The organism is Fibrobacter sp. UWR3 (assembly GCF_900143055.1).
Lineage (GTDB): Bacteria > Fibrobacterota > Fibrobacteria > Fibrobacterales > Fibrobacteraceae > Fibrobacter.
Map to the genome: position 1 here is coordinate 83,409 of NZ_FRCW01000010.1, position 23,387 is coordinate 106,795.

A 23,387-nucleotide genomic window follows, 5' to 3' on the forward strand; every position below is an offset into this window, starting at 1 on the left:
CTACCCCTTAGAAACCAGTCTCTATGCGGTGCCAGACGCTCCGGCTTACGCGCTTGCCGCTACCCGCAAGTTCATCGGATTCCTTACGGACATCCGATTCGAGATTGTCCTTGATCATGGACTTGTCGCCATTGAAGTCCCCGCCCGCTTCCAGGTAGAGACCATAGACGTTGCCCGAAATCTTCGTGTCAGCAGAAATCACCTTGCCCGCACGGACAGAAAGCGCGAACCTGTTGCGCACGAAATCGCAACGCGCGAGAAACACCTCGGGAACGTCGTCGACCCAGAGGCCGTAGTAGTTGTTCACGAACTTCACGTTCTCGAAAATCCCGCGGGAACGGAATACCGTATTGCGGAATGCGTTTTCTACCACGAAGTTCTTGACCTCGAAGGGGCGGTTCGTCGAAACAAAATGGAGCCCGTTCCAGCTCTCGCTAGAATCGGCACTGCGGAACACGACCGGCTTGGACTCGCTCCCGAGGATATGCACCGGACCGCGGACCGTAATCTTCGCGTATTCACCCATGAGCACGGTAACCCCCGGCTCAATAAACAGCGTGTCGGCGGCAGAAATCACGATTCCCTGTTCAAGCACGTAAGGGCTGTCCTTCTCCGTCAGGCGGACCGCGCCGTTCTCCGGGTGCGGGAACGGCATGTCGCTCGCAATAACCGCGACTGCCAGCAGAAGCGTACCACAAATGACTTGCCTTAAACCGCACCTGAACATTAGAACTCGCTCCTCAGCTTGATTTTCTGGAGGATGTGCATGTCGGGAATGACGCTACCCGCAACGAGGTCCGTCACGTTCACGTGGCCCTGAAGGTCGAGATTCACCGTAGAGATAACGCCATGCGTCATATCGAACAGGATAGAACCCGTACCGACAATGAATCCCTTGCTTTCCATCTGCACGTTCGCGCTGGAATCTGCAACCTCGCGGTACTTGACGTTCATACCAATCTTTGCCATCTGGGCGCCATCGTGCATGAACACTTCCTCGAGCGTAAACGACTTGTAGACCGAGGTCGTCTTGCCGCTTTCGGGAATCTGCACCTCGCGTTCCCATGTGGAACCGACCTTCGTGGGGGTGCCCGGAAGAATCGGCTGCACCTTCATGAACAGCTTGAGCAGGTTGAGTTCCTCGGTACCCGGTTGGAGAGCCACGTCTTCGACAGCAGGTTCACTCACGGAACCGTCGGGAGCCATCTTGTACTGGAAATGCTGGGTGAGCAGGTACTTCTGGATGTAGAGGTAGTCTTCCACGGTACGCTTGTCGCTCTTGTACTCGACAGAATCAATTTTCATCTCGAAACGGCCCGAACCGTTGTCATAGGCAACCAGTTCGGAAAGCGTGGCCTGCACCTTCAGGTGCGTTTCCATCGCCTCGGGGACGGTTACGCCGGAATCGCTCGGGAGCATGGCATCGAGCGAGGATTCCAGGAAATACTTTTGGACGGGAGCGTTCTCGGTATTGAACGCCAGGGAAACTTCATTGCTATCGCAAGAACACAAGAAAAGGAGCGCCGCAGAAGAAGCGCAAAATTTGATAAAATTCATACCTTGAATGTAGTAAATAGTTGGCAGTTGGCTGCCCACAGAACTTAGTTCTGGGGGCCCTTGTTGCCAGAATCGCCCTTTTCAAGTCGCATCCGCTGGAAGAAGGCCTTCAGCAGGCCCAGGCACTCGTCAGCGAGCACTCCGCCCACAACTTCGACCTCGCGCTTGAGGGCGTTGTTCGAGATTACGTCTATGGTCGTGCCGCAACCGCCAAAGCGGGTATCCGGAGAGCCGTAGACCACGCGGGAAACGCGGCTGTTGAGGATAGCCCCCGCGCACATCGGGCAAGGTTCGAGCGTTACATACAAAGTACAGCCGTCCAGGCGCCAGTTTTCAAGCTTGCCCGCGGCAGTCCCGATGGAAAGGATTTCGGCATGGGCGGTGGCGTCCCTCAGCATCTCAATCTGGTTATGGCCCTTCCCTATCACCACGCCGTCCTTCACGATAACGCAACCGATGGGAATTTCCTTCTCATCGAAAGCCTTCTCCGCCTCGCGAAGCGCCATGCGCATATAACGTTGATCCAATTCGGAATTAGAATTTCGGATTTCGGAGTTTTTAGTAGAAAGTTCTTCCATATTCATTTGCTCCTAATTCATAATTCCGCATTCCTAATTCCTACAGCCCTCTCCCGTAGGCGCAGTAAGAGTCTTCTTGCATGTAGTCGCCGTCGTGGTAGTAAGCGGCTCGGGCGCGGCAGCCGCCACAGCGGTCGTTGAACTTGCACTTGCCGCAGGCACCGGAATAGGCCTTGGTGCGGAGCTTCTTGAACACATCCGCATTCGCCCAGATTTCGTCGAAAGGCGTGTCGTGCACATCGCCAGCCTCTTCCATCATGTAGGCGCAGGGGCGCACCTTCCCGATGGGGCTTACGATGCAGTAGTCGATACCGGCAAGGCAGCCACGGCTGTAGCGGGTCTTGATATCCAATTGGTCTGCAATGCGCAGGAACTGCGGAGCGCAGGTGGGTTTGACGGGGATACCGAGCGTGCGGCTCTTTTCCATAATCTTGCGGAGCAGGCCTTCGTATTCGGCAACGCGCAGGGCGTGGCCTTCAATTTCCTTGCCGCGACCCACGGGAATCAAGAAGAAAATCTGGTGGTTCACCGCACCGATTTCCTTGACCCAGTTCATGATGTCAAAAATTTCGTTCTGGTTCCAGTCCATGATGGTCGTGTGGATTTGGAACGGGAGGCCCGCCGCCTTGCAATTCTCGATGCCCATCATCGTGAGTTCGAAGGCGTTCGGGAGCCCGCGGAAGTCGTTGTGGCGCTTAGGGTCGATACTGTCGATGCTGATGCCCATCGCCATGGCGCCCGCCTTCTTGAGTTCAAAGGCCAGGTCGTGCGTGATGAGCGTGCCGTTGGTGCCGAACACCGGGCGAAGTCCCTTGCTCGAGGCGTGTGCCACCAGTTCCACGATGTCCGGGCGGGTCATCGGCTCGCCACCGCTAAAAATCATGATCTTGAACCCCGCCTTCGCGATTTCGTCAATCAGCTTGAGGGCCTCCGGCGTCGTGAGTTCTGCAGCCTTGTTCTCGCCCGCGTCCTGGTAGCAGTGCTTGCAGGTCAGGTTACACTTGTTGGTGGTCATCCAAGATACTATCATATTTACCTAAAATTGAGTGGTCGTTGCGCAAACGGCAATAACTAGAATCCAAAGCCGTCAACACCGGCGAGCAAGTCGTCGCAAGATTCTTCTGCGGAATCTTCCTCGTAGAAATAGGCCGTGTATGGCACACCGCTAAGCTTACCTTCACACACCTTCTTTGCGCCACCAGGGCAAACGGAACCCAGCGTGCCCGCATTCTCGATAGATTCAAGAGCCTTGGCCATCTCGTTCGCCTTACCGCAGGCACTCTCAATCTTGGCCTGGTCAAAGGATTCCGCACAAATGTGAATGTTACCGAGAACGCCAAGATCGAGGTCGACGTTGCAAGAATACGTGCTCTCGGGTGCGCTCGAGGAATCGTCATCGCCACAGGCAGTGAAAACAGCGGCAGCGGCAACCAGCAGTCCAACCAAAACCTTCTTCATATCCAATCCTTTGTTAAAGACTCTTTGCCCAAATATAAAAAAAGACCCGGACAAAGCCGGGTCCCAGTTTCGTTCAACAAGCCTTACTTCTTGGCAGCCTTCTTGAGCGCCTTCATGTAGTACTCGTCATCGTCCGGTGTGAAGCCGTAATCGTCTTCGTCATCGTAATCTTCTTCATCCGAGAGAAGTTCTTCACAAGTAGCTTCATTAGCGGCAGAGGTGTAGAAGAAGAACGTTCCAGTAATGCCGTCGCTCGTGCCAGTGCAGGTCTTCACAGCGCCACCCGGGCAGCCAGAACCGATAGTGCCTTCGCCCAAGCCCATGGATTCTTCCTTGACGTCTCTGCACACATCTGCGACAGCAGCGTCGGAAGATTCCGTACATGCATAGCTGACACCCAGAACCTTGATTTCACAAGAAGTGACATCGGAGGTATCAGAGGATTCACAGGCTGTGAAAAGAGAAGCTGCAGCGAAAGCTGCAGCCGAGGAGGAGAAGTTTTTTCATAATTACGTCCTTTTTTTTTCGTGTGTATAGAATATAATAAAAAAAAACTTAACAAACGTTAAAAAATTTGTTTTTTTTGTTGTACAAGACGAAAACACTCTAAAAAATTTTCAAAAAACGGCAAAAAAAACTATTTTTTACGCGTTAAAAAACAATAATCAAAGGTTTTCATGAATAGAAGAATCGTCATTACCGGCCTTGGCGCCGTGGCCCCCGTAGGCAAGTCCGTCCCCGACATGTGGAACTCCATCCGCGAGGGCAAGTGCGGGATAGGCCCCATCACGCTGTTCGACGCCAGCAACTGCCCGGTGAAGATTGCCGCAGAAATCAAGGACTTCAAGCCCGAGGAACACGGGATAGACCCGAAGGAAGCCCGCCGCATGGCACGCTTCACGCAGTTCCTGATGGGGGCAGCGAACGAGGCCGTCCAGGATGCGGGGCTCACCCGCGAAGAGCTCGCCGCCGATACCACGGGCATCGTCGCCGGCAACGGCCTTTCGGGAATGGATGTGCTCGACGAGACGTACAACAAGTATATCGAAGGCGGCAAGCGCAGGGTTTCGCCGCTTGCCATGCCGGAACTCATCCCGAACGAGGCGTGCGCGAACGTTTCCATCGCCCTCGGGATTACGGGACTCGCCCATACCGTCTGCACCGCCTGTGCCTCCGGCACCGACGCCATCGGGGTCGCCCTGGACGCCATCCGCAGTGGCAGGCTCGACGTGTGCCTTGCCGGCGGTTCCGAGAGCGGGATTACGGAATACTCCATCAAGAGTTTTGCGGGCATGCACGCCCTCACCGACAAGTTCAACGACGACCCCACGAAGGCGTCGCGCCCGTTCGACAAAGACCGGAGCGGCTTTGTCATGGGCGAAGGCGGTGCCGTAATGGTGCTGGAAGAACTCGAGCACGCAAAGGCCCGCGGGGCAAAGATCTACGCGGAACTTGCGGGCTATGGCGCCTCTGCGGACGCATACCACATCACGAGCCCGCGCCCGGGTGGAGAAACCTGCGCGAAGGCCATGACCCGCGCCCTGAAGGATGCCGGAATCGCGCCTACCGACGTGGACTACTACAACGCGCACGGCACCTCGACGCACCTGAACGACCTCACCGAGACCCAGATGCTGAAAATCGCGCTCGGTGAACACGCCTACAAGATCAAGGTGTCTAGCACCAAGAGCATGACGGGCCACTGCGTGGGCGCCGCCGGCGTCATCGAGGCCATCATCTCGACACTCGCCGTGCAGAACTCGTTCTACCCCGCGACCATCAACCTCGACAACCCCGACCCGGAATGCGACCTCGACTACGTGCCGCACAAGGGCATCGAAGGGAATATCGAAGTCGCCGTTTCCGCATCGCTCGGGTTCGGCGGCCACAACGGCGTGGTTGTCATCAAGAAATTCAAGGAATAGAGCAAGTTTTGCGCTTTTCCAGGCCAAATTATGTATTTTTCGGTTAGAGTGCGGGCATTGTACCGCACCGAACCAAGGAGTGGACCATGTCCGACTGGCTGTTTAAATCGTGGCTCAAGATTTCCGCACTGACGGCAATCCTGTTCTTCTTTTATCATCTTTTCATTTCTCAGAAACTCGAGGAAGAATCCTTCACCTCCAACAAGGACAAGTAGGTAACCCCATGGAACAGAACAAGGACATCCTCGACATCCAGGCAGCCGAAGCGAACCAGCACAAGAAGAAAAAGTTCATCTTGTGCTACCACAGCTTCAGCGCGACAAACTTCAAGAGGGCCCGCACGCAAATTCGCAAACTCGCGGACGCCGCGGGTGCGCCTATCAGCATCGCAGTCGTGCCCTCCATCGGGGCCGTGCCCGAATCCGAGGCGGACGAATTCCGCGAAGAACTCGAGAAGTTCGTGCAGGAAGGCTACGAGATTATGCTCCACGGGGCACGCCACCGCGCCGACCTCTTTATCAAGCGTAGCCTGCAGGGCAAGTTCGCCCTCTGGATTTCGAACAACGAGGCCGAATTCGCAGGCCTGAACGAGCGACTCACGCAGACGCTCCTCAAGCGTAGCCTCGCCCTCTGGAACGCCCACGGCACCGAGAAGCCCTCCGGGTTCATTCCGCCCATCTGGTTCGGCAACAAGTACCTCAAGAACCTCGCCCTCGACATCTTCGACTACTACGAGGATTACCACGGCATCTACCAGAAGACGGAAAGCGGAATCAAGAAGACCAAGTCAAGGCCGCTCAGTTTTTCCATCTACCCGCCCGCAATGCTCGGAATCGTGCAGACCTACGCCTGCCTCCGCATGCTCCTGCCGGGTGGCACGCACCGCCTGGTGTTCCACGACAAGGATTTCAGGACCATCGGCGAAAAACGTATTCTGAACATGGTGCGCTACGTTTCCACCATGCGAGAAAAAATCATGTACAGGGATCTCTAAAACCAATACGACAGGATTCGAACATGATGTTAAGCAAGTTTCTTTCCCGTATCGAATTCGATTCGTACGAGGACCTCTACAAGAATTTCAAGATAACTATCCCGGAAGACTTCAACTTCGCCTACGACGTGGTTGACGAATACGCGAAGACCGAACCCAAGCGCGAAGCCCTCGTGTGGTGCGACGACAACGACGAAGACCACATCTTTACGTTCAAGGACCTCTCGCTTGCCTCCATGCGCACGGCGAACTTCCTCTGCGAACAGGGAATCAAGAAGGGCGACCGCGTGATGCTCATCCTGCGCCGCCGCTACGAGTTCTGGTTCTTCCTCCTGGCGCTCCACCGCATTGGCGCGATTGCAATACCCGCGACGAACATGCTCGCCGAAGAAGACCTGGAATACCGTTTCAACGCGGCCGAAATCAAGATGGTCGTGAGTTACGACGAACCCTCGCTGCAAAAGGAAGTGGACAAGGCAAAAACAAAATGCCCGTCCGTCGAAAAGCTCGTGACCGTAGGCCAGACCGCCCGCCAGAACTGGGTGAGCTTCTACGACGACTACGAAATCTACCCCGCGAAGTTCCCGCGCCCGCAAGGCGAAGAGGCGACCCACAACGACGACATCATGATCGTGTACTTCACGAGCGGTACGAGTTCGAACCCGAAGATGGTGGCGCACACGTTCACCTACCCGCTCGGCCACATCGTGACGGCAAAGTACTGGCAGCACGTAGTGGACGGGGGCAGGCACCTCACCGTCGCGGAGACCGGCTGGGCCAAGGCCCTCTGGGGCAAGATTTACGGGCAGTGGATTGCGGGTAGCGCAGTGTTCACCTACGACATGAAGGTGTTCATCCCGGGCAAGCTGCTCGAGAAGATGGCGGAATACAAGGTGACCACGTTCTGCGCGCCGCCCACCGTCTACCGCTACATATTGCACCACGGACTGAGCCGTTACGACCTTTCGAGCCTCCAGTACTGCACCACCGCAGGCGAATCGCTCAACACCGACATCTACAACAAGTTCTACGAGCAGACGGGAATCCGCTTGCAGGAAGGCTACGGCCAGACGGAACTCACGCTTACCACAGGCAACTTCGGGTTCACCGAACCGCGTCCGGGTTCCATCGGCATGCCCTCCCCGGGCTACCGCATGGAAATCGTGGATGCCGAAGGCAAGCCCTGCGCCACCGACGAGGTGGGCGAACTCATCATCAAGATTGACCAAGGGAAACCCTTCGGCATGTTCGGCGGCTACTACCGCGACCCGGAACGCACCGAGAAGGTGTTCGAGGGCGGAGTCTACCATACAGGCGACACCGCCACCCGCGACAAGGATGGATACCTGTGGTTCGTGGGCCGCACCGACGACCTCATCAAGAGTTCGGGTTACCGCATCAGCCCCTTCGAGGTGGAAGAAGTGCTCCACAAGCACCCCGCCGTCCTTGAAGTAGCGGTAACGGGCGTCGAGGACAAGGACCGCGGCCAGGCCGTGAAAGCGACAGTCGTCTTGAAGAAGGGCTACGAGGCATCGAAGGAACTCGCGAAAGAAATGCAGCTGTTCGCGAAGAACGTCGCGGCCTCTTACAAGAGCCCGCGCATCATCGACTTCGTGACGGAACTGCCCAAGACGATTAGCGGAAAGATTCGCCGCGCCACCATCCGCGACAAGGATGCCGAAGCGCAAAAGGCGGATGCTTCGGCAAGCTCAGCAACCGAAGCAACGCAAAATGCAGATGCTTCGACTGACAACAACACAGAAACTTGAAAAAATCCCCACCTTGGTGGCCATGCGCACTAAACAACAAGTTGTTAAGTGCTGTCCGCCCGCCTACGCGGGGATGACAAGTCGATGCAAGGCTCTAGCGGCGCAGAATTCTAAAGAGTCTTGAAGACTTTCCTGGCGGCATCGACGGTACGGTCAATGTCGCTTTCCGTATGCGCGGCACTCACGAAGATTGCCTCGAACTGGCTCGGGGCAAGGTAGATGCCCTCATCTAGCATCCCGAGGAAGTACCTGCGGAAGAGTTCCAGGTCGGATTTCTGCACGTCGGCAAAGCACGTGACCGGGCCTTCCGTAAAGAAGATGCACCCCATGGAACCCACCTGATTTGCAGCCAGCGGGATACCCGCAGACTTTGCCGCATCCTGGAGGCCCGTAATCAGGCGCTTGGTCATCGCTTCGGCGTGAACGTAGTACTCCGGGTGAGTATGCAGTTCACGCATAGTGGAAAGCCCCGCCGCCATCGCGACCGGGTTACCCGAAAGCGTACCCGCCTGGTATATACCGCCGAGCGGTGCAATCTGCTGCATCACGTCGAGTCGGCCGCCGTATGCACCTACGGGCATACCGCCGCCGATAATCTTCCCGAAGGTCGTGAGGTCGGGCTTGATGCCATAAAGGCCCTGCGCGCAGTGGATACCCACGCGGAAACCCGTCATGACCTCGTCCACAATCAGGAGCGCACCGTGCTTCTTGGTTTCTGCGGAAAGCGTCTGCAAGAATTCTGGCTTCGCGGGCACCACGCCCATATTCCCTGCCACAGGCTCCACGATGACACCAGCGATTTCGTCGCCAATCTTGTCGAAAAGTTCCTTCACGCCCGCCACATCGTTGTACTGGAGCGTGAGCGTGTACTTCGCGAGGTCCGCCGGAACGCCCTTGCTGCTCGGCTTGCCCGTCGTGAGCATGCCCGAGCCTGCCTTGATGAGCAGGCTATCGCTATGGCCGTGGTAACAGCCCTCAAACTTCACAATCTTGTCGCGACCGGTAAACCCGCGGGCAGCACGGATGGCGCTCATCGTCGCCTCGGTCCCGCTGTTCACCATGCGAATCATCTCCACACTCGGCACGAGGCTCATCACGAGTTTTGCAAGTTCGGATTCGAGCCCGCACGGAGCCCCGAAACTGAGGCCGTTCTTCGCCGTTTCTGCAACAGCACTGATTACCGCGTCGTGCGCATGCCCCAGGAGCATCGGGCCCCAGCTGCCCACGTAATCGATATAGTCGTTGCCGTCCACATCGTAGATGTGGCTACCCTTCGCACGGGCGATAAACGGAGGAGTGGCCCCCACGTTACCGTAGGCACGCACCGGGCTGTTCACGCCACCGGGCATCAGGTTCTTGGCTTCGGCAAAAAGTTTTTCGCTCAAGGAGTGGTTCATACCAAGCCCTTCTCCAGCGCTTCCTTCGCGTGGTAGGTAATAATGATGTCAGCACCGGCACGCTTCATTGCAAGCAGGTTCTCGCGGATGATGGAATTCTCGTCAATCCAGCCCATCTTCGCGGCAGCCTTCACCATCGAGTACTCGCCGCTCACGTTATAGACCGCGACAGGCACGTCGCTCATCTCGGCCGTTGCACGCAGCACGTCGAGGAAGGCAAGCCCGGGCTTCACCATCACGATGTCGGCACCTTCCTCGATATCGAGGGCCACCTCGCGCATAGCCTCGCGACCGTTGCGCACGTCCATCTGGTAACTCTTGCGGTTACCGAAATGCGGGGCAGAATCCGCCGCATCGCGGAACGGACCGTAGTAGGCGCTTGCAAACTTCGCGCTGTAGGCCATAATCGGGGTGTTCGCGAATCCGTTCGCATCCAGCTTTTCACGGATTGCTGCCACGCGGCCATCCATCATGTCGCTCGGGGCAACCATGTCGGCACCCGCACGCGCGTGCGAAACCGCAGTCTTCGCCAGGAGTTCGAGCGTCGGGTCGTTATCCACGTCGCCGTCCTTAATAATCCCGCAATGGCCGTGGCTCATGTACTCGCAGAGGCACACGTCCGTAATCACGTAGAGCGCAGGGAACTTCGCCTTGATGGAGCGCACCGCACGCTGCACAATGCCATCGTCGTCGTAAGCCGAAGTCGCCATCTCGTCCTTGGAATCGGGAATGCCGAACAGGAGGATGGACTTGATGCCCGCGATGACGCAGGATTCGAGTTCCTGGAGGATTTCATCGATGGAGAACCGGAACTGGCCGGGCATCGACGGGATTTCTTCCTTGACGCCCTCCCCCTCGACCACGAACATCGGGTACACGAGGGAATCGGGATTCACTGCGGTTTCCGCAACCATGTTGCGGATTGTTTCATTCTTGCGTAAGCGACGAGGACGGATAATCATAGTATCAAAAATATAAAAAAGTTCATCTCTTCTTGAATTTGAAAGGAACCGTTACCTTAGATTCAAAATCAGCCTTTTCGAATGTCCAGGTAGCAAGTTCATCACAAATAGCCTTGTCAAATTCCTCATTTTCGGAATTCGAGGATTGCTTTTCCACCTTCGTAACCTTGCCATCCGCGTCTATAGTGAATTTCACAAAGACCTCAATCTGAACTGGTGCATCGGGATGTTCAGGGTTCTTGACATCCTTTAGACGGGGCAAAAGCTTTGCGAACTTTTTGTGGATCTTATCCATCAGCGGCCGATTCTTTGAAACGACATCGCGTACACCTTTAATAGAGCGAGACCCCTTCCCCACAACCATTTCTATTTGAGAAATAGGCTTATACGCAGAAAAAGAAAGGTGCGAATCCGTAATACGCAGCCAGCTTGTATTGCAGCGATGCTTTATACTTTCACGCAAATCAATTTCTTTTTTACTGTATTTTTTGAGTTGCAACTTTCTATACACCTCGGCACCAAATTCCTCATGCCTTGCCAGGAGACGAATCTTGGTAAACCCGGCCGCCTTTAACTTACCGAGAAACTTCTTGTATTTATAGATGCTTTCGTCCTGATAAGGGAACGAGAAATTCAGTTCGTTCTGGTCCAACTTCCCTGCGTTATTCTTGCGCAGTTCCTTCAAAAAATGGACAACGGAATCGGGCGATGCCTGAAAGACATTATAGACCCTAGCCCAGACAGGGCGCTCGCGAGTCGTATCACTCGTAAAGATTCGGGTGTTTAAAACATCAACGGTCGTTACAGAAAATGGCTGGTTGTACTTCACGACAAAATAGCCGTCTAGGACAAGGACGTTCATGCCGTATGTATTGGCTTCACAAAACTTCTTGTTGATACGCAATTTTTCTGCATCTTTTGCGATTGTTTCAAAAATATCCTCAAAGCCATCAGGAAGACGAGTCGCTTCCGTAGGACGCGACACCTGTGCAAACAGAGCAACATTCAATAAAAGAATCGCAAAAACTAGGCGCACCATAGCCTATATATACAAAAGAATAGAACGAAAAATTACTTGCCGAATTCCCGTTCGACCTGTTCGAGGCCTTCGGCCCATTCGGATTGGATTTTCTGCTTGAGTTTCTTGGCAAGTGAGGGGGCGCGGCCCTGCGTGGAGACGGTCACGGCGATGTTTTCGCCGAAATCCATGCGGGCGGGCACGATAAAGTCTCCATCGAGGTAATCACAGGCGTTGTTGACCAGAATGCGGCGGGCACGGGCATCGTTGCTGACCCGTGCATTGACAGCGGGCTTGTCGGTGCAGATAAAGACCATGAAGATTCCGCGAAGGTCGAGCGGTTCGTAGGGACGATTTTTCAAGACGATAGACGGGATCGTGGTAAATTCAGGATCGATTTGCGGGGCGACAACGGTAATGTGCGCGCCTGTCGGGAGGAGCGTCTTGACCTTGCGCAGTGCAATGCGGCCACCGCCCACAACGAGAACGTTACGGCCTTCGAGATTCAGTTCGATGGAGAAAAGGTTTGATGTGTGAGATGTGGAATGTGTAGTGTGCAATGTGGAATTTGACGACTGACGTACAGTTTCCTTCTGAGCATTGCGGATGCCGGCGACGACCATGTCGGAGAATTCCTTCCAGTCGCCGAGGCAGGGCATAAGCGTTATAGGAATCTGCGGAAATTCCTCCTGTAGCTTAGCGACCACGCGGGGAACGTCGTTTTTCGTATGCTGGCCGTTCAAAAGCAGGAACGGCAGGAGCGTCACCGATTCCACATCTTCGCGGAGGAGCGTGCGCAGGTCGTTTTCCAAATCGAGCAAGCTCGTGCTTGCCACACGCGTACCGGGCAAATCATGATGAAGTTTGTCCAAAATACCTTCGAAGCCCTTGTAGGCCCCAGGCAAAATGCAATGATGCGCAATAATCAGGATAGCTTTCATACAATGTGGAGTGTGAGGTGTGGAATGTGAGATTAGGATTCTTTTTTGTAATGCTCCACAATCTTTTTTACGAGGGAATCCATCGTCGTCTCGTCGGAGGTGACCGTTTCAAAGCCGTGCTTGCGGGCGGCAGATTCAGTCATGCGGCCGATGCAGAATGCGAGACGGGGAGAACAAGAAGCAGGCGTAGTCAAAGATTCTCTATTAAGATCCTTCGACTCCGAGCTACGCTCTCCTACCCAAAGGGCATAACTGCCACTAAGGGGCGAAGCCCCTAGTGTCGTATAGCTCAGGATGACACTGCAGAAATTTTCGACGGCGCTGGTGCTCGCAAACACGACGGCATCGGCGCCGACAACGGCCTCGCGTTTCCATTCGGGGAGTTCAGCGACCGGGAGCGTTTCGTAGACCACCCAGCGGGTCGCCTGCGGGAGCAGTTTGAGCAGGGTATCGTCAGCGAGATTGCCCTGCAGGAGGAGAATGCGGGATTCAATGAGATCCTTCGACTCCGAGCTACGCTCTCCGCTCAGGATGACACGTTCCTCCTTGTTAACCACATCACGTAACAAACGACCTAGTCCTTCGCCGGTGTGGTCTTCGGGCACGTAGTCGCAGCGGATGCCGTATTCAAGCAACTTCTTTTCGGTAATTTTGCCGACGCTCGCAATCTTCTTGCCGGCAAGCACGCGCACGTCGTAACCTGCGGCGAACAGCTGCCTGAAGAAACTTTCCACGCCGTTCGTGCTCGTGAAGGCGAGGATGTCGAAATTCGCGAGGGCATTGAAATCGGCTGAGGAGATCCCCGCCTTCGCGGGGATGACAGATGAAGTCGCGGGGATGACATCCCTGGTTTCAATCATCGGAGTTTCGATGACTTCGGCGCCGAGGGCCGTGAGGCGTGCGGTAATCCCGCTGGCCTGCTTTGCGGCACGGGTCACCACGAGGCGCTTGCCGGCAAGAGGCAAGTTCTTTTTCCACGCAAGCGTGTTCCCGAGTTCCACGACGCCACCCATAATCGTAATCGCGGGGGCAGTCACGTTTTCGCGGGCAATCGTCTCCCCCGCAGTCTCGAGCGTCGCCATGACGGTGCGCTGGTACGGGGTCGTGCCCTTCTCGATAAAGGCGAGCGGAGTTTTCGGGTCCTTCCCGCATTCCATAAGCCGGCGGGCAATAAAATCCATGTTGGCGACGCCCATCAGGAATATGAGCGTGCCGGGGCACTTCGCGAGAGTCTCGAAGTCAAGAGAGAGATTGCCATGGATTCTATCGCCTTCGGCTCCAGAATGACTGTCACTCTGGAGCGCAGCAATACGGTCCACTTTATCTGCACGCTCATGCCCGGTGATGATGTGAAAACTCGTCGCAATCCCGCGATGGCTTACAGGTATGCCCGCATACGCAGGCACGGAGATAGCAGACGTAATGCCCGGAACCACCTCGAATTCGACACCGGCAGCAACAAGTTCCAAAGCCTCCTCGCCGCCACGCCCGAACACGAACGGGTCGCCGCCCTTGAGGCGCGCTATCACACCGCCGGGAAATTCGCAAGCAAATTGCACCAGGAGTCTGTTGATTTCGGACTGCTTGACCTTATGGTGCGTCGGCATCTTGCCCACGTCCACCATCTTGGCCTTCGGATTGCACATGCCAAGAATTGCAGGCGAAACCAGGCGGTCATAGACCACCACGTCGGCCTTTTCCAGAATTTCCTTGCCACGGAGCGTCAATAGCCCGGGATCGCCGGGACCTGCACCGATTAAATAAACGGTTCCTTTCATCGAGTGTAAAAATAGAAAGTTACAGGGAATCAGCGCGCAAGCTGTTCGCGGATTTTACCCGCAAGAGCAATTCCCGCCTCGCGGGCCTGCGTCACAGCATTTTCAAACGAATCGCCCATACCGGATTCAAGCGCGCCAAACTGCACGCCATGTTCCGCACGAAGCAACCGCTGTGGAGATTCGTCCCAGTAGATGCCGTGGATTTTCATAACCTGCTGGCAGCCTTCCTCCCCGCCATGGATTTGCGAATCGTTCGCAAATTCGTCTTTCCCTGCCGGAGAAACGAATTCGGCGAAACTCGCCACCGGGAACTGGCAGCCCGCATTGAGCGCCTTGAGGAAGGCCATCTCGGCAACCGCGATACAATAGGTGGGAACGTCGTTCACACGGGAGAGGATTGTCTGGATTCTATCGGTCGCAAGGCTCCCTCCAGAATGACAATCGGACAAAGTCTCAATCGCGAGGATTCCCTGGCCAGATGCAGGCAAAACTTTATCGGTATCGAAGTATTCCGTCACCTGGTCTGCAAGGCCCATGCGCTTGAGGCCTGCAGCCGCCAGCACGACTCCGTCAAGTTCATCAAGTTTCGAGAGGCGCGTCTGGATATTCCCGCGGATGGGCACGTATTCCAAGTCCGGACGGAGCGCCTTGAGCTGCACCACCCTGCGGATGCTGCCCGTACCGACGCGGGCACCCGAGGGCAAGTCCATAAAGTGCACGCCGTCTGCACCCTCGCGGGCAATAAACGCATCGCGCGGGTCTTCGCGCTTGAGGACAGCGGCCAGCCTGAATTCCGGCAAGACTTCTGCCGGCATGTCCTTCAGGCTGTGGACCGCAATATCGGCACGACCTTCAAGCAGGGCGACTTCGAGTTCCTTGATGAACACGCCCTTGCCACCGAAACTCGCAAGGGACTTGTCGAGCCTTCGGTCGCCCTCGGTCGTCATCGTCACGAGTTCGTAAGTAAGGTCCGGGTTCGCCGACACGAGGGCGTTGGCGGCAAGCGTAGTCTGCGCCACGGCAAGGGCGCTCTTGCGCGTCGCAATCCGCAGCGGGCGCACATCTCCGCCCTGCGAAAAAACGGCATTATTCATCGCTTGCCTCCAGACACTTGAGGAACACCTTCACGTCTTCGGGAGAATTGCCCGCCTTTACCTTGTACAGGTAATCGTTCGCCATCTTCTTCGCAAAGCGTTCGTACATCATGCGGATGCGTTCGCGTTCATTTTCCGGCAAGTCGGGCATCGAGCGCAACAGCTTTTCGGATTCCTCGTTCGCGGTTGCAACCATCCTGTCGGCATGCACGCGGATATCCTTCGAAACCTCGTCCATGCGGTACCACTGCAAGAACTCGTCCAGACCTTCCTTCAAAATTTTCTGTGCGGCCTCAAGTTCCACCATGCGCAGGCGGCGATTCTCCGAAACAATCTTTTCGAGGTCATCGACGCACACGTACTGCACACCGGGAATTTCGCCAATGGAGGCTTCCGCATTGCGCGGGCTACCGAGGTCAATGATTAGACGCTTGGATTCTATCGCTCCGCTAGCTGCGGAGCCTGCCCTGAGCTTGCCGAAGGGCTCAGAATGACACTCTGACAAAGCGTTCTCGAATTCATCCTTCGTGATAAGGGGTTCCTGGCAGATGCTGCACAGTACGACAACATCGCACTTGCCCAGCACCTTGTAGCGGTCCTCGAGTTTTACGGGGGTGAGCACGTCCGCAAACTTTTCGGCATTCGCGAAAGTCCTGCTGCTCGCGAAGATGTTCGTGGTGTATTCCTGCACGTATTTGAGCATCAGGGAACCCATCTCGCCTAGACCCACGATATACACGGAGCGGTTTTCGAGGTCATCGAACGTGCGCTGCACCTGCTTCATCGCCAAAAACGGGATGTTGCAGCTGAGCTTGCTCAGGTTTGTTTCTGTCTTGATGCGCTTGGTTGTGTGGATTGCACCCTGGAACAACTTGTTGAGGCTGTTGCCCGTCGCATGCAGGCTGTGCGCCGTCTCGTAGGCACGGCCAATCTGGTGCAGAATCTGGTCCTCGCCCACCGCTACCGAATCGAGCCCCGCACACACGTTCATCACATGATGCGCAACGTCATCACCCGCCTTGAAGTAAAAGAACTTCGCAAAATCCTCGAACCTTTGCCCCGCAAGCTTGCACACGTACTGCACGAGTTCCGCCTCGGCAATTTCCCTGTCCGATGCCACGTAGACTTCGGTACGGTTGCACGTCGCAAGAATCAGGAGTTCGTCAAACGGAGAATGGCCGAGCGCTTCCGTCTTCACATCCATCGGGATGTAGAACTTTTCGCGGACTGCGATTTCGGCCACCTTGTGGCTCATGCCTGCCATGTAGATTTTGCGCATGGCCCAAAGATAGAAAAAGAGGCTAGACTATTTGCAGGTTCCCAAGCGGCCGATGGAATAGAATACGAAATCACCCGTAGAACCGGCTACGCCTTGGTACTTTAGCTTGATTGCAGCTGTCTTTCTAAGTACAGAATCAATTACAACCGTTTTACCCCAACCGACCTCTTGCTTAAATTTAGACCAAGGGTAGTCAATGGTAGTCATATTTGCCGAGCGTGCAACGGATGCCTTATAGTTATTGTATTCCGTAACTGTGGCCTCATCTTCTACTTGCAATTCTATTGCAAAATTCAAGTTGGATGAATAGACCAGGCAGATTCCGTCCCAACGGGAGATATTCGTGCCCTCCTGATCTCCGCTCACAAGATTAAAGCCCAAGCCGACATAAGGGTAATCATAGCCAGCACCTATCATAACAGTACCCTTGATTCCTTGATACGCTTCAGTGAGTGGGCCGAAGAAATTATCATATTCATTCACCGAGACATCGGGCGGATAAGAGATAGAAGACGTACCGTAGTCGTTAGCATCATTGAATTCAAACCAGTAACCGGCTGTTTCATCATCAGAGCCTGTTTCAACCTTGCCTTCCGTATCCGTAGGTCCGCACCACAGGTCACCACAGGGAATTTTACTGGATAAAGATGGTTGAACTGACGACGGGTTCTGTACCGGAGCAGTTTCTTCAACCGTATTCTTGTATCCGAAACTTACCGAGGGACATTCAACAGAGCTAGCCATAGGCTTACTATTACCATACGTACTCAAAGCTGTGGAAACCGTACCACCAAGTAAAGCGTTCTGTGCAGTTCCGTTCAGTTGAAGCTCCGCCCACCAGACACCCTCCTTTTGATAAACACTGTAGGATTCTATGAACATGTTTTCGTAGTATCCCGTTAGGCGTTCAACCTTATCCGGCATGTTTGCACAATTTACGAGAGCGTAGGAAATCGTTGGGAAATTGGACGCCGTATTGTAATACAGCCGCCCACCCACCTCGATAAGGTTTCCCCTGTTCACTTCACAGGTACATCCCGAGAAGAAAATGAGTTCCGACGGATCATTTGTTTGACTATTTTCGTACATAGCATTTAGATTATCCGCGCGTTCTTGCTGAATATCCTCAATTTCAGCCACATAGTCCGTACAGGCAGTCATCATGGCTGCGGAGAGCATCACAACAGACAAACGAATCTTTTTCATATTCACCTCGACACTCCTGCCTTAGAAAACAAATGAAAGACCAACACCGACTGCACCGATAATCGCGAAGCTCACACCGATTGTACGATTTCGTTGGTAATCCTGCACGGCCTTCTTGCTTTCTTCATAGCCGGTGCTACCATTTTCAAACGCATCCCTTTCATCCTTCGCCTTCTTGTTGAACACGTACGCAATGGCGACACCGCCCGCAAGTACGGCTCCCGAAATCGCAAGCGGAATCCAGTGGATAGACTTCTTCTTGCCTTCACCTCCAGCGGCATCACTTGCCGCCTCGGCAGCAGAAGCCTCGGCAGCGGCTGTTTCATTGTTTTCTTCGGCGATGGCACGTTCAAGTTCAGCAATTCCCTGCTTGTACGTAAGGGAGTCTTCGGCCGTCATGACTTCGGATTCTTCGTGAACTTCCGTCTTGACAACTTCATCGGGCAACTTTTCCTCGTCCCAAGCCCAGCGGCCAACCATTTCCATCTTCTTCAACTTCTTGAAGACTTCCTTGCCATGGAACTTCTGGATTTCGGCATCCTTGGGCTGGTTCAGAACGGCCTTCTTGTTCTTGATATCGAAGAGGAGGTTCGACTGCTTCTGGTCAGCGTCGATGGTCTTTTCGAAAAGGCGCACGCCGTTCAGGTAGTAAGCGCCACTCACCGGCCTACGCATATCTATGCGGAGCATAAGCGTCTTCTTGTTCAGCATGAATTTCACGTTCGAGCCCGCCTTCTTCAAGGAATCGTTCTTTACCTTCAACGTGGCGATAAACATCGGGGCAAATTCCGACCCGGACTGGCGAACCACGATAGGGCCGCACTTTTCAATCCAGAGGCTCGCTAGGCGCTGTTGCTGTTCCACACGCGCCGGGTCATAGGAAAGCGAGAAGATGTATTCGGCATCAAAATCGCCATCGAAGTTGATGGGTTCCAGGTACACGTTACCGCGAAGGCGGAGCAACTGTTCACGGCTAATGATAATGCTGGTCAACGCTTCGGAGCAGCTCGCCAACTGGCGGGTACGTTCCTCAAGGGTGGTCGCCATGCGCATGGAACCGAGCCTGACCTCGCCCGTCACTTCCATGTACTCGTTTTCGAACGCGGGGAGTTCCACTTCATAGAAGCGGGCACATGTCGTATCCAGGAGGTCGTTCAGCGAAATGGAGGCGCATCGGTCGTTCATCTCCGCTACGCGGTTCGCCCTCTTCAAAAGAGCCGCGACCTCGGGGTTCGAATCCCCCACCATGGTCTGCAAGTTCTTCAAGTCCTCCTGCAATGCACGGATTTCTTCGGGGTTCTTGACGAACACCGATATCGTGGAGGAATTATCGTCCTTCTTTTCGACGTTGGCCGAAGCCTGCAGGGGCACTTCCGTGAAGGAGGCTGGCTCCTGCGCAAACACCATAACGGCAAAGAATGAAACGAGAAGGGACAAACGTTTAAAAAGCATAAATTGCTCCATATTGTTATAGCATAAAACTAATTTATTTCCATAACCGCTCAGATTAGGGCCTACTTTTTTCTTAAAAATTTCCGACTTTTTCTTTATTTTTCCTCTTTCAGTGTCGTTTCTATCCAGTCAAAGCGGTCCTTCATCCACCGGACCATGACATCGATGGCCTCGTCGTAATCCTCGTAGGGGTCCTTGAGCGCCCAGTTCTCGGTATTACTCATGATAGGCCAGCGCCGGTACTCGTTCTTTACGGCATCCTCGATAATAGACCTGTACAACGGCACGCTATCTACCAGGGCACGGAAGGTTTCGCGGTGTTCGAACCAGTACTCCCTTATTTGCGAACGGATAGCATCGTCCCTGAAGAAATAGTAGAACCAGCGATAACTGCGGATATGCCAGTTTTCAAACTTGCGATTGAGCTCACGAGACTCGTTGCCGAACGAAATGTCAAAATCCCAGATGGGGCCAAAATGGATCGGGCTCCCCTTCTGCCAAGTCATAAAAATGCTCCTGGCAAAAATGGCATCCTCGTTCTTGGAAAATTCCTGCACCCAGTAGTAAGGCTTGAAGTCGTCCATGTCAATCCACCGCGCGATAGCCCCCGTATCGGAGGTACTGAAATGCAGCAAGACATCCTCGAAATCGGCGAGATGGCTGCGCAAGAGTTCAAGCGATTCCTCGGAAGGATTCTTCGGGGACTTTACATGGAACGCATACCCGATGCTCGAGCGGATAAACGGTTCATCGATTTTCTTGTCGTTTTCCTTCTCGAAGAGGAAAGTGGTATCGTTTTCGGGAATATTCACGCGTTCGCGAGCCACCTTCACAGTTTCCATGAGAAGGTAGAGGCCCACATAATTGCGGTTCAGGTACACCTCGACAAACTTGCATCGCGGGGTATAGGGCATGCCCAGCCATTCCGAAAGGCGGGTCGCCATATAGTTCCGCAGGTGACTCTTGTCACCGAAATTCGCCACGAGCGCCCAATCACGATTCTTGGGCATCCCGAACAAGCTTACTTTGTCCTTAAATTCAAGTTTCATGCCGTACTTGGGCATCTTGAAACTGGAATTGCCGCGCCCGCGCACGGTGAGTTCGTAGACTTCGCTTTCGGGGGCGTCCTTGCCGTATATCTGCAGGCGTGAAGGGATTTCCGTTTCGCGGTCACGGATTCCGGCGAAATTCTCCGTCTCGATGACAATGCGGGGCAGATTCGCATACGGGTACACGGAATCGTCCATCGGGAGAAAATCCGGCGATGATTCGGTGGGCTCGTCCAGGCAGGCGCACAGACAAAATAACGCCGTGACTACGACGAGTTGCGCGGGATAAAAATGCGCATGCAACGCGGGTTTAAAACGCGATTGTAACGCAGGTTTAAAATGCGCGGCCGCCCTATGCAGGATAAATGAAAGCATCTGCAAGAAATATAATATATACAAGATGCACTGCAACAAAAATTTGATATATTTCCATACATGAGCAAAGTTTTCGGATGCATATTACCGTTTCTCTGTGTGGCTGCCTTGGCCACAGAGAACCTGCACCCGATTTTGCCGCCTACAACGGGAATTGCCGTGCAGGGGGCGTTTGAGCTCGACGAAGACGTGTACAGCCTCGATATGGACGTTGCGGCGGAATACGCGATAATCCCGCGATACCTGAGCCTCTATGTGGACGGGGCATTCAGATTCCTGGGCGTGAGTTACGAGTATTCAACAGAAGGGTATCTCCACAACTACTGCAACCTGCACGTAAACGGGTTCAACGAGACATACGCCGGAATAAGGGTCCTACCCGTATCTTTCCTGGGGCTCAATGCGGGCTGGCGGTCCCCTCCCGGCGAGGGCTCGCAAAAGAACCGCTTCCACCGCCTGAATATCGAACCGTTCAGTTATTTGCAATTTTCGAGAACGCTTTCGCTCGGGACGGCGTTCCGGTACAATGCCTTCCTCGAAGACAAGAACTACAAGCCCGGTGACGAAATCGGGTTCAAGGCATCGCTCGTGTGGAAACTCGGCTGGAACGACACCCTCCATACGGGTTGGCAACTCAGCGAGGTATTCCTGTACCAGGCGCGCATCGAGGAATCCGAAAACAGGAACCTCGCCCGCGCGTACCGCAAGATGGACGACAAGTACCACGGTTACAAGATGAAGTTCGACGTCACGCGGTTTTTCCGCATGTTCGGGCGCTCCGTCGGGTTCGGTATAAACTACGAGATTCACGACGGCACGATTTTTGGCTTCGAGGCCGGCCACCGCATCGCAATAGAAACTAAATTGTATTAGGAGGATATATGAAACTTAAAGTCATTCTCTTGTCACTCATGCTTTCCGCTGCAATGTCTTTCGCACAGGAACCGGAGAACTATACCGACGTACAGCCCGACACAGAAAAGTCCGTCAAAAATGAACCCGAATTCAAGCGCCATTCCATAAGCATCGGCTACGGCATCTTGACCATTTCGGACTTTGTCGGCATAGTTGGCTCAGCAATCATAAGCATATTCGGCGAAGAAGACTCCTTTGGAATCCTGGGCGCAGTTTCCATAGACTACGGCTACAAGGTCAATGAAATATTTGAAACAGGCCTCGTCTTCAACTACTCCATGCCTATCAAGGACGAGTCGCTCTACACCATCATGCCAAGGGCAAAACTGAATTTCAACGTAAACGGGTTCGTGAATCCGTTTATGGAACTGGATGCGGGCGTTGCCTTCAACGGGAATGGCGCTGCCCCCATGTTCCATGCGACCCTGCTCGGGCTTGAACTGGGAAAGACTCTACCCCTGACCCTAAACTTGCTGAGTTTCGGGCAGCGAGGCATATTCTACGCCTCGCTCGGCTGCAAGTTCTAGTCAGGAATCACGCGAAGAACCTGAAACTCGTCTTCTTGAGTTCCCTGACGGAATGGAGCACTGCGTATTCGGGATTGCCGATAGAGACAGCGGCATCCTTTATGAACGCATCCAGTTCTTCGGCGGACTGCGCGTGCATCATCACATAGAGTGTGTACGGGAAGCCTTCGAAGGCTGGGCGCTCGTAGCAGTGCGAAATGTATGGCTTGTTTGCAAGGATTGCACCAGCAAGATCCTTCGACTCCCCCTTCCAGGGGTCGCTCAGGATAACACTTCTCTCGTCTTTCGTCTCTAGTCTCTCGTCTAATTTAAAGCAGACCATAGCATTATACGCGAAGCCGGCGTCCTGATGCCGGAGGATTGCCCCGAAGCGGCGCATTCTCTTTTGCACGAGGTCGTCGCGGAGTGCTTCGCATGAAACACCCCAATCCGCAAACGGCGTGAGCGTGTGCGGGATATCGTCACAGGCGATGCGGATGCGTGCCTTGTCGGACAACGATAAGGCGGTTTTGAATTGCGCGCCTTGATCGTCATTCCCGCGTAGGCGGGAATCTTCATTTTCTTTCAAGACGCGCATTACCGTGTTTATCTTGAACTTCTTTGTCGCGGTAAGGATATGCACGTCGTGCAGGCCCGTACTTGCGCAGAGCCCGTCAACGATTGCGCGGATTTCGCCTTCCGACTCCGCAATGGCGGTAAACCACACGTTGTATTCGTGGGAGCGCACGTAGTTGTGCGTAATCGCGGGAATCTCGTTAACTGCAGAGGCGAACTTGTCGAGGTCGGTAACCTTGCCCGCACAGAGCCGCGAAATAAACCCGAGCCTGCGGGAATCGTAGATGCCACCGATACGGCGAATAACGCCCGAGCGTCGCAGGTTCTCGACAGCATCGAAGACCGCTTGTTCCGTGAGATGCCCGCGAGCATCGCCGCCAGCACACGCTTCCTGCGCGTTCAGCATCTCCGCCAAACGCCTGTACGGGCGTTCTTCCAGCGGGAAGGCGTCCTGAATGACAGAGAGAAGACGCTGTTCAAGTTCAGTCATATTCAATGTGAAGTGAGGAGTGAAAAACTGATTGATGATTGATAATTGATAATTTCACATCATCCATT

At 54.4% G+C, this 23,387-nt stretch carries 23 protein-coding genes; 6 read left to right on the forward strand and 17 right to left on the reverse strand.

Annotated features, from left to right (window positions below; genetic code table 11):
- Nucleotides 1–7 precede the first annotated feature (7 nt).
- The 6 genes from BUA44_RS12565 to BUA44_RS12590 all read right to left on the reverse strand — a co-directional run bounded on the left by BUA44_RS12565 (nt 8) and on the right by BUA44_RS12590 (nt 3,943).
- Nucleotides 8–727: a right-handed parallel beta-helix repeat-containing protein gene (locus BUA44_RS12565; protein WP_072812612.1), complete on the reverse strand. Its 720-nt coding sequence runs from the start codon at nt 725–727 to the stop codon at nt 8–10.
- Complete coding sequence (locus BUA44_RS12570; protein WP_072812615.1) at nt 727–1,557, reverse strand: hypothetical protein; 831 nt, start codon at nt 1,555–1,557, stop codon at nt 727–729. The genes BUA44_RS12565 and BUA44_RS12570 overlap by 1 nt, the downstream gene beginning before the upstream one ends.
- Before the next feature lie 44 nt (nt 1,558–1,601).
- Entirely contained in the window at nt 1,602–2,135 is a 534-nt protein-coding gene (gene tadA, locus BUA44_RS12575; RefSeq protein WP_072812731.1) for a tRNA adenosine(34) deaminase TadA, read from the reverse strand.
- Nucleotides 2,136–2,175: 40 nt separating this feature from the next.
- Nucleotides 2,176–3,165 (reverse strand): putative heme d1 biosynthesis radical SAM protein NirJ2, encoded by a 990-nt coding sequence (gene nirJ2, locus BUA44_RS12580; RefSeq protein ID WP_072812617.1) that lies wholly within the window; start codon nt 3,163–3,165, stop codon nt 2,176–2,178.
- A gap of 41 nt (nt 3,166–3,206) precedes the next feature.
- A complete protein-coding gene (locus tag BUA44_RS12585; protein WP_072812620.1) occupies nt 3,207–3,593 on the reverse strand; it encodes a hypothetical protein in 387 nt (128 codons plus the stop codon).
- An 83-nt stretch (nt 3,594–3,676) separates the two neighbouring features.
- Nucleotides 3,677–3,943 carry a hypothetical protein gene (locus BUA44_RS12590; RefSeq protein ID WP_143151996.1) on the reverse strand — a complete coding sequence of 89 codons (267 nt, stop codon included), beginning with the start codon at nt 3,941–3,943 and terminating at the stop codon, nt 3,677–3,679.
- Between the two features lie 327 nt (nt 3,944–4,270).
- On the opposite strand from BUA44_RS12590, the gene fabF reads away from it, so the two are divergent.
- The 4 genes from fabF to BUA44_RS12605 all read left to right on the forward strand — a co-directional run bounded on the left by fabF (nt 4,271) and on the right by BUA44_RS12605 (nt 8,281).
- Complete coding sequence (gene fabF / locus BUA44_RS12595; protein WP_072812624.1) at nt 4,271–5,518, forward strand: beta-ketoacyl-ACP synthase II; 1,248 nt, start codon at nt 4,271–4,273, stop codon at nt 5,516–5,518.
- Nucleotides 5,519–5,604: 86 nt separating this feature from the next.
- Nucleotides 5,605–5,733, forward strand: a complete 129-nt coding sequence (locus BUA44_RS16005) for a hypothetical protein (protein WP_255252241.1) — start codon at nt 5,605–5,607, stop codon at nt 5,731–5,733.
- 8 nt (nt 5,734–5,741) lie between these two features.
- A complete protein-coding gene (locus tag BUA44_RS12600; RefSeq protein ID WP_072812626.1) occupies nt 5,742–6,512 on the forward strand; it encodes a polysaccharide deacetylase family protein in 771 nt (256 codons plus the stop codon).
- Between the two features lie 23 nt (nt 6,513–6,535).
- Complete coding sequence (locus BUA44_RS12605; protein WP_072812628.1) at nt 6,536–8,281, forward strand: AMP-binding protein; 1,746 nt, start codon at nt 6,536–6,538, stop codon at nt 8,279–8,281.
- Nucleotides 8,282–8,391: 110 nt separating this feature from the next.
- Here the strand turns inward: BUA44_RS12605 and hemL are convergent, their stop codons facing one another.
- The 10 genes from hemL to BUA44_RS12655 form a co-directional block, all read right to left on the reverse strand.
- Complete coding sequence (gene hemL, locus BUA44_RS12610) at nt 8,392–9,678, reverse strand: glutamate-1-semialdehyde 2,1-aminomutase (RefSeq protein ID WP_072812630.1); 1,287 nt, start codon at nt 9,676–9,678, stop codon at nt 8,392–8,394.
- Entirely contained in the window at nt 9,675–10,640 is a 966-nt protein-coding gene (gene hemB / locus BUA44_RS12615; RefSeq protein WP_072812632.1) for a porphobilinogen synthase, read from the reverse strand. Before hemB ends, hemL begins: the two co-directional genes overlap by 4 nt.
- Nucleotides 10,641–10,662: 22 nt before the next feature.
- Nucleotides 10,663–11,679, reverse strand: coding sequence for a hypothetical protein (locus BUA44_RS12620; protein WP_072812634.1), 1,017 nt, complete (start codon nt 11,677–11,679; stop codon nt 10,663–10,665).
- A gap of 32 nt (nt 11,680–11,711) precedes the next feature.
- Nucleotides 11,712–12,599 (reverse strand): NAD(P)-dependent oxidoreductase, encoded by an 888-nt coding sequence (locus tag BUA44_RS12625; protein WP_072812636.1) that lies wholly within the window; start codon nt 12,597–12,599, stop codon nt 11,712–11,714.
- A 32-nt stretch (nt 12,600–12,631) separates the two neighbouring features.
- Nucleotides 12,632–14,377, reverse strand: coding sequence for a uroporphyrinogen-III C-methyltransferase (cobA, locus tag BUA44_RS12630; protein WP_255370557.1), 1,746 nt, complete (start codon nt 14,375–14,377; stop codon nt 12,632–12,634).
- 29 nt (nt 14,378–14,406) lie between these two features.
- Nucleotides 14,407–15,471, reverse strand: a complete 1,065-nt coding sequence (gene hemC / locus BUA44_RS12635; RefSeq protein WP_072812638.1) for a hydroxymethylbilane synthase — start codon at nt 15,469–15,471, stop codon at nt 14,407–14,409.
- The gene (gene hemA / locus BUA44_RS12640; protein ID WP_072812640.1) at nt 15,464–16,750 is read right to left on the reverse strand and encodes a glutamyl-tRNA reductase; all 1,287 of its coding nucleotides are present in this window, start codon (nt 16,748–16,750) and stop codon (nt 15,464–15,466) included. Before hemA ends, hemC begins: the two co-directional genes overlap by 8 nt.
- Nucleotides 16,751–16,777: 27 nt before the next feature.
- Complete coding sequence (locus BUA44_RS12645; protein ID WP_143151997.1) at nt 16,778–17,956, reverse strand: hypothetical protein; 1,179 nt, start codon at nt 17,954–17,956, stop codon at nt 16,778–16,780.
- A 21-nt stretch (nt 17,957–17,977) separates the two neighbouring features.
- Nucleotides 17,978–19,408, reverse strand: coding sequence for a hypothetical protein (locus BUA44_RS12650; protein WP_143151998.1), 1,431 nt, complete (start codon nt 19,406–19,408; stop codon nt 17,978–17,980).
- A gap of 95 nt (nt 19,409–19,503) precedes the next feature.
- The gene (locus tag BUA44_RS12655; protein WP_072812646.1) at nt 19,504–20,655 is read right to left on the reverse strand and encodes a CotH kinase family protein; all 1,152 of its coding nucleotides are present in this window, start codon (nt 20,653–20,655) and stop codon (nt 19,504–19,506) included.
- Between the two features lie 237 nt (nt 20,656–20,892).
- On the opposite strand from BUA44_RS12655, the gene BUA44_RS12660 reads away from it, so the two are divergent.
- Both BUA44_RS12660 and BUA44_RS12665 read left to right on the forward strand, forming a co-directional pair.
- A complete protein-coding gene (locus BUA44_RS12660; protein ID WP_143152000.1) occupies nt 20,893–21,705 on the forward strand; it encodes a hypothetical protein in 813 nt (270 codons plus the stop codon).
- Between the two features lie 8 nt (nt 21,706–21,713).
- Complete coding sequence (locus tag BUA44_RS12665) at nt 21,714–22,274, forward strand: hypothetical protein (RefSeq protein WP_143152001.1); 561 nt, start codon at nt 21,714–21,716, stop codon at nt 22,272–22,274.
- 7 nt (nt 22,275–22,281) lie between these two features.
- Here the strand turns inward: BUA44_RS12665 and BUA44_RS12670 are convergent, their stop codons facing one another.
- Nucleotides 22,282–23,319, reverse strand: a complete 1,038-nt coding sequence (locus BUA44_RS12670; protein WP_072812652.1) for an Lrp/AsnC family transcriptional regulator — start codon at nt 23,317–23,319, stop codon at nt 22,282–22,284.
- Between the last annotated feature and the right edge of the window lie 68 nt (nt 23,320–23,387).

Excerpts from the sequence above, each read along its gene's own strand:
- BUA44_RS12565 (WP_072812612.1), bottom strand. The coding sequence starts at position 727 with ATGTTCAGGTGCGGTTTAAGGCAAGTCATTTGTGGTACGCTTCTGCTG.
- BUA44_RS12570 (WP_072812615.1), bottom strand. The coding sequence starts at position 1,557 with ATGAATTTTATCAAATTTTGCGCTTCTTCTGCGGCGCTCCTTTTCTTG.
- tadA (WP_072812731.1), bottom strand. The coding sequence starts at position 2,135 with ATGGAAGAACTTTCTACTAAAAACTCCGAAATCCGAAATTCTAATTCC.
- nirJ2 (WP_072812617.1), bottom strand. The coding sequence starts at position 3,165 with ATGATAGTATCTTGGATGACCACCAACAAGTGTAACCTGACCTGCAAG.
- BUA44_RS12585 (WP_072812620.1), bottom strand. The coding sequence starts at position 3,593 with ATGAAGAAGGTTTTGGTTGGACTGCTGGTTGCCGCTGCCGCTGTTTTC.
- fabF (WP_072812624.1), top strand. The coding sequence starts at position 4,271 with ATGAATAGAAGAATCGTCATTACCGGCCTTGGCGCCGTGGCCCCCGTA.
- BUA44_RS16005 (WP_255252241.1), top strand. The coding sequence starts at position 5,605 with ATGTCCGACTGGCTGTTTAAATCGTGGCTCAAGATTTCCGCACTGACG.
- BUA44_RS12600 (WP_072812626.1), top strand. The coding sequence starts at position 5,742 with ATGGAACAGAACAAGGACATCCTCGACATCCAGGCAGCCGAAGCGAAC.
- BUA44_RS12605 (WP_072812628.1), top strand. The coding sequence starts at position 6,536 with ATGATGTTAAGCAAGTTTCTTTCCCGTATCGAATTCGATTCGTACGAG.
- hemL (WP_072812630.1), bottom strand. The coding sequence starts at position 9,678 with ATGAACCACTCCTTGAGCGAAAAACTTTTTGCCGAAGCCAAGAACCTG.
- hemB (WP_072812632.1), bottom strand. The coding sequence starts at position 10,640 with ATGATTATCCGTCCTCGTCGCTTACGCAAGAATGAAACAATCCGCAAC.
- BUA44_RS12620 (WP_072812634.1), bottom strand. The coding sequence starts at position 11,679 with ATGGTGCGCCTAGTTTTTGCGATTCTTTTATTGAATGTTGCTCTGTTT.
- BUA44_RS12625 (WP_072812636.1), bottom strand. The coding sequence starts at position 12,599 with ATGAAAGCTATCCTGATTATTGCGCATCATTGCATTTTGCCTGGGGCC.
- cobA (WP_255370557.1), bottom strand. The coding sequence starts at position 14,377 with ATGAAAGGAACCGTTTATTTAATCGGTGCAGGTCCCGGCGATCCCGGG.
- hemC (WP_072812638.1), bottom strand. The coding sequence starts at position 15,471 with ATGAATAATGCCGTTTTTTCGCAGGGCGGAGATGTGCGCCCGCTGCGG.
- hemA (WP_072812640.1), bottom strand. The coding sequence starts at position 16,750 with ATGCGCAAAATCTACATGGCAGGCATGAGCCACAAGGTGGCCGAAATC.
- BUA44_RS12645 (WP_143151997.1), bottom strand. The coding sequence starts at position 17,956 with ATGAAAAAGATTCGTTTGTCTGTTGTGATGCTCTCCGCAGCCATGATG.
- BUA44_RS12650 (WP_143151998.1), bottom strand. The coding sequence starts at position 19,408 with ATGCTTTTTAAACGTTTGTCCCTTCTCGTTTCATTCTTTGCCGTTATG.
- BUA44_RS12655 (WP_072812646.1), bottom strand. The coding sequence starts at position 20,655 with ATGGACGATTCCGTGTACCCGTATGCGAATCTGCCCCGCATTGTCATC.
- BUA44_RS12660 (WP_143152000.1), top strand. The coding sequence starts at position 20,893 with ATGAGCAAAGTTTTCGGATGCATATTACCGTTTCTCTGTGTGGCTGCC.
- BUA44_RS12665 (WP_143152001.1), top strand. The coding sequence starts at position 21,714 with ATGAAACTTAAAGTCATTCTCTTGTCACTCATGCTTTCCGCTGCAATG.
- BUA44_RS12670 (WP_072812652.1), bottom strand. The coding sequence starts at position 23,319 with ATGACTGAACTTGAACAGCGTCTTCTCTCTGTCATTCAGGACGCCTTC.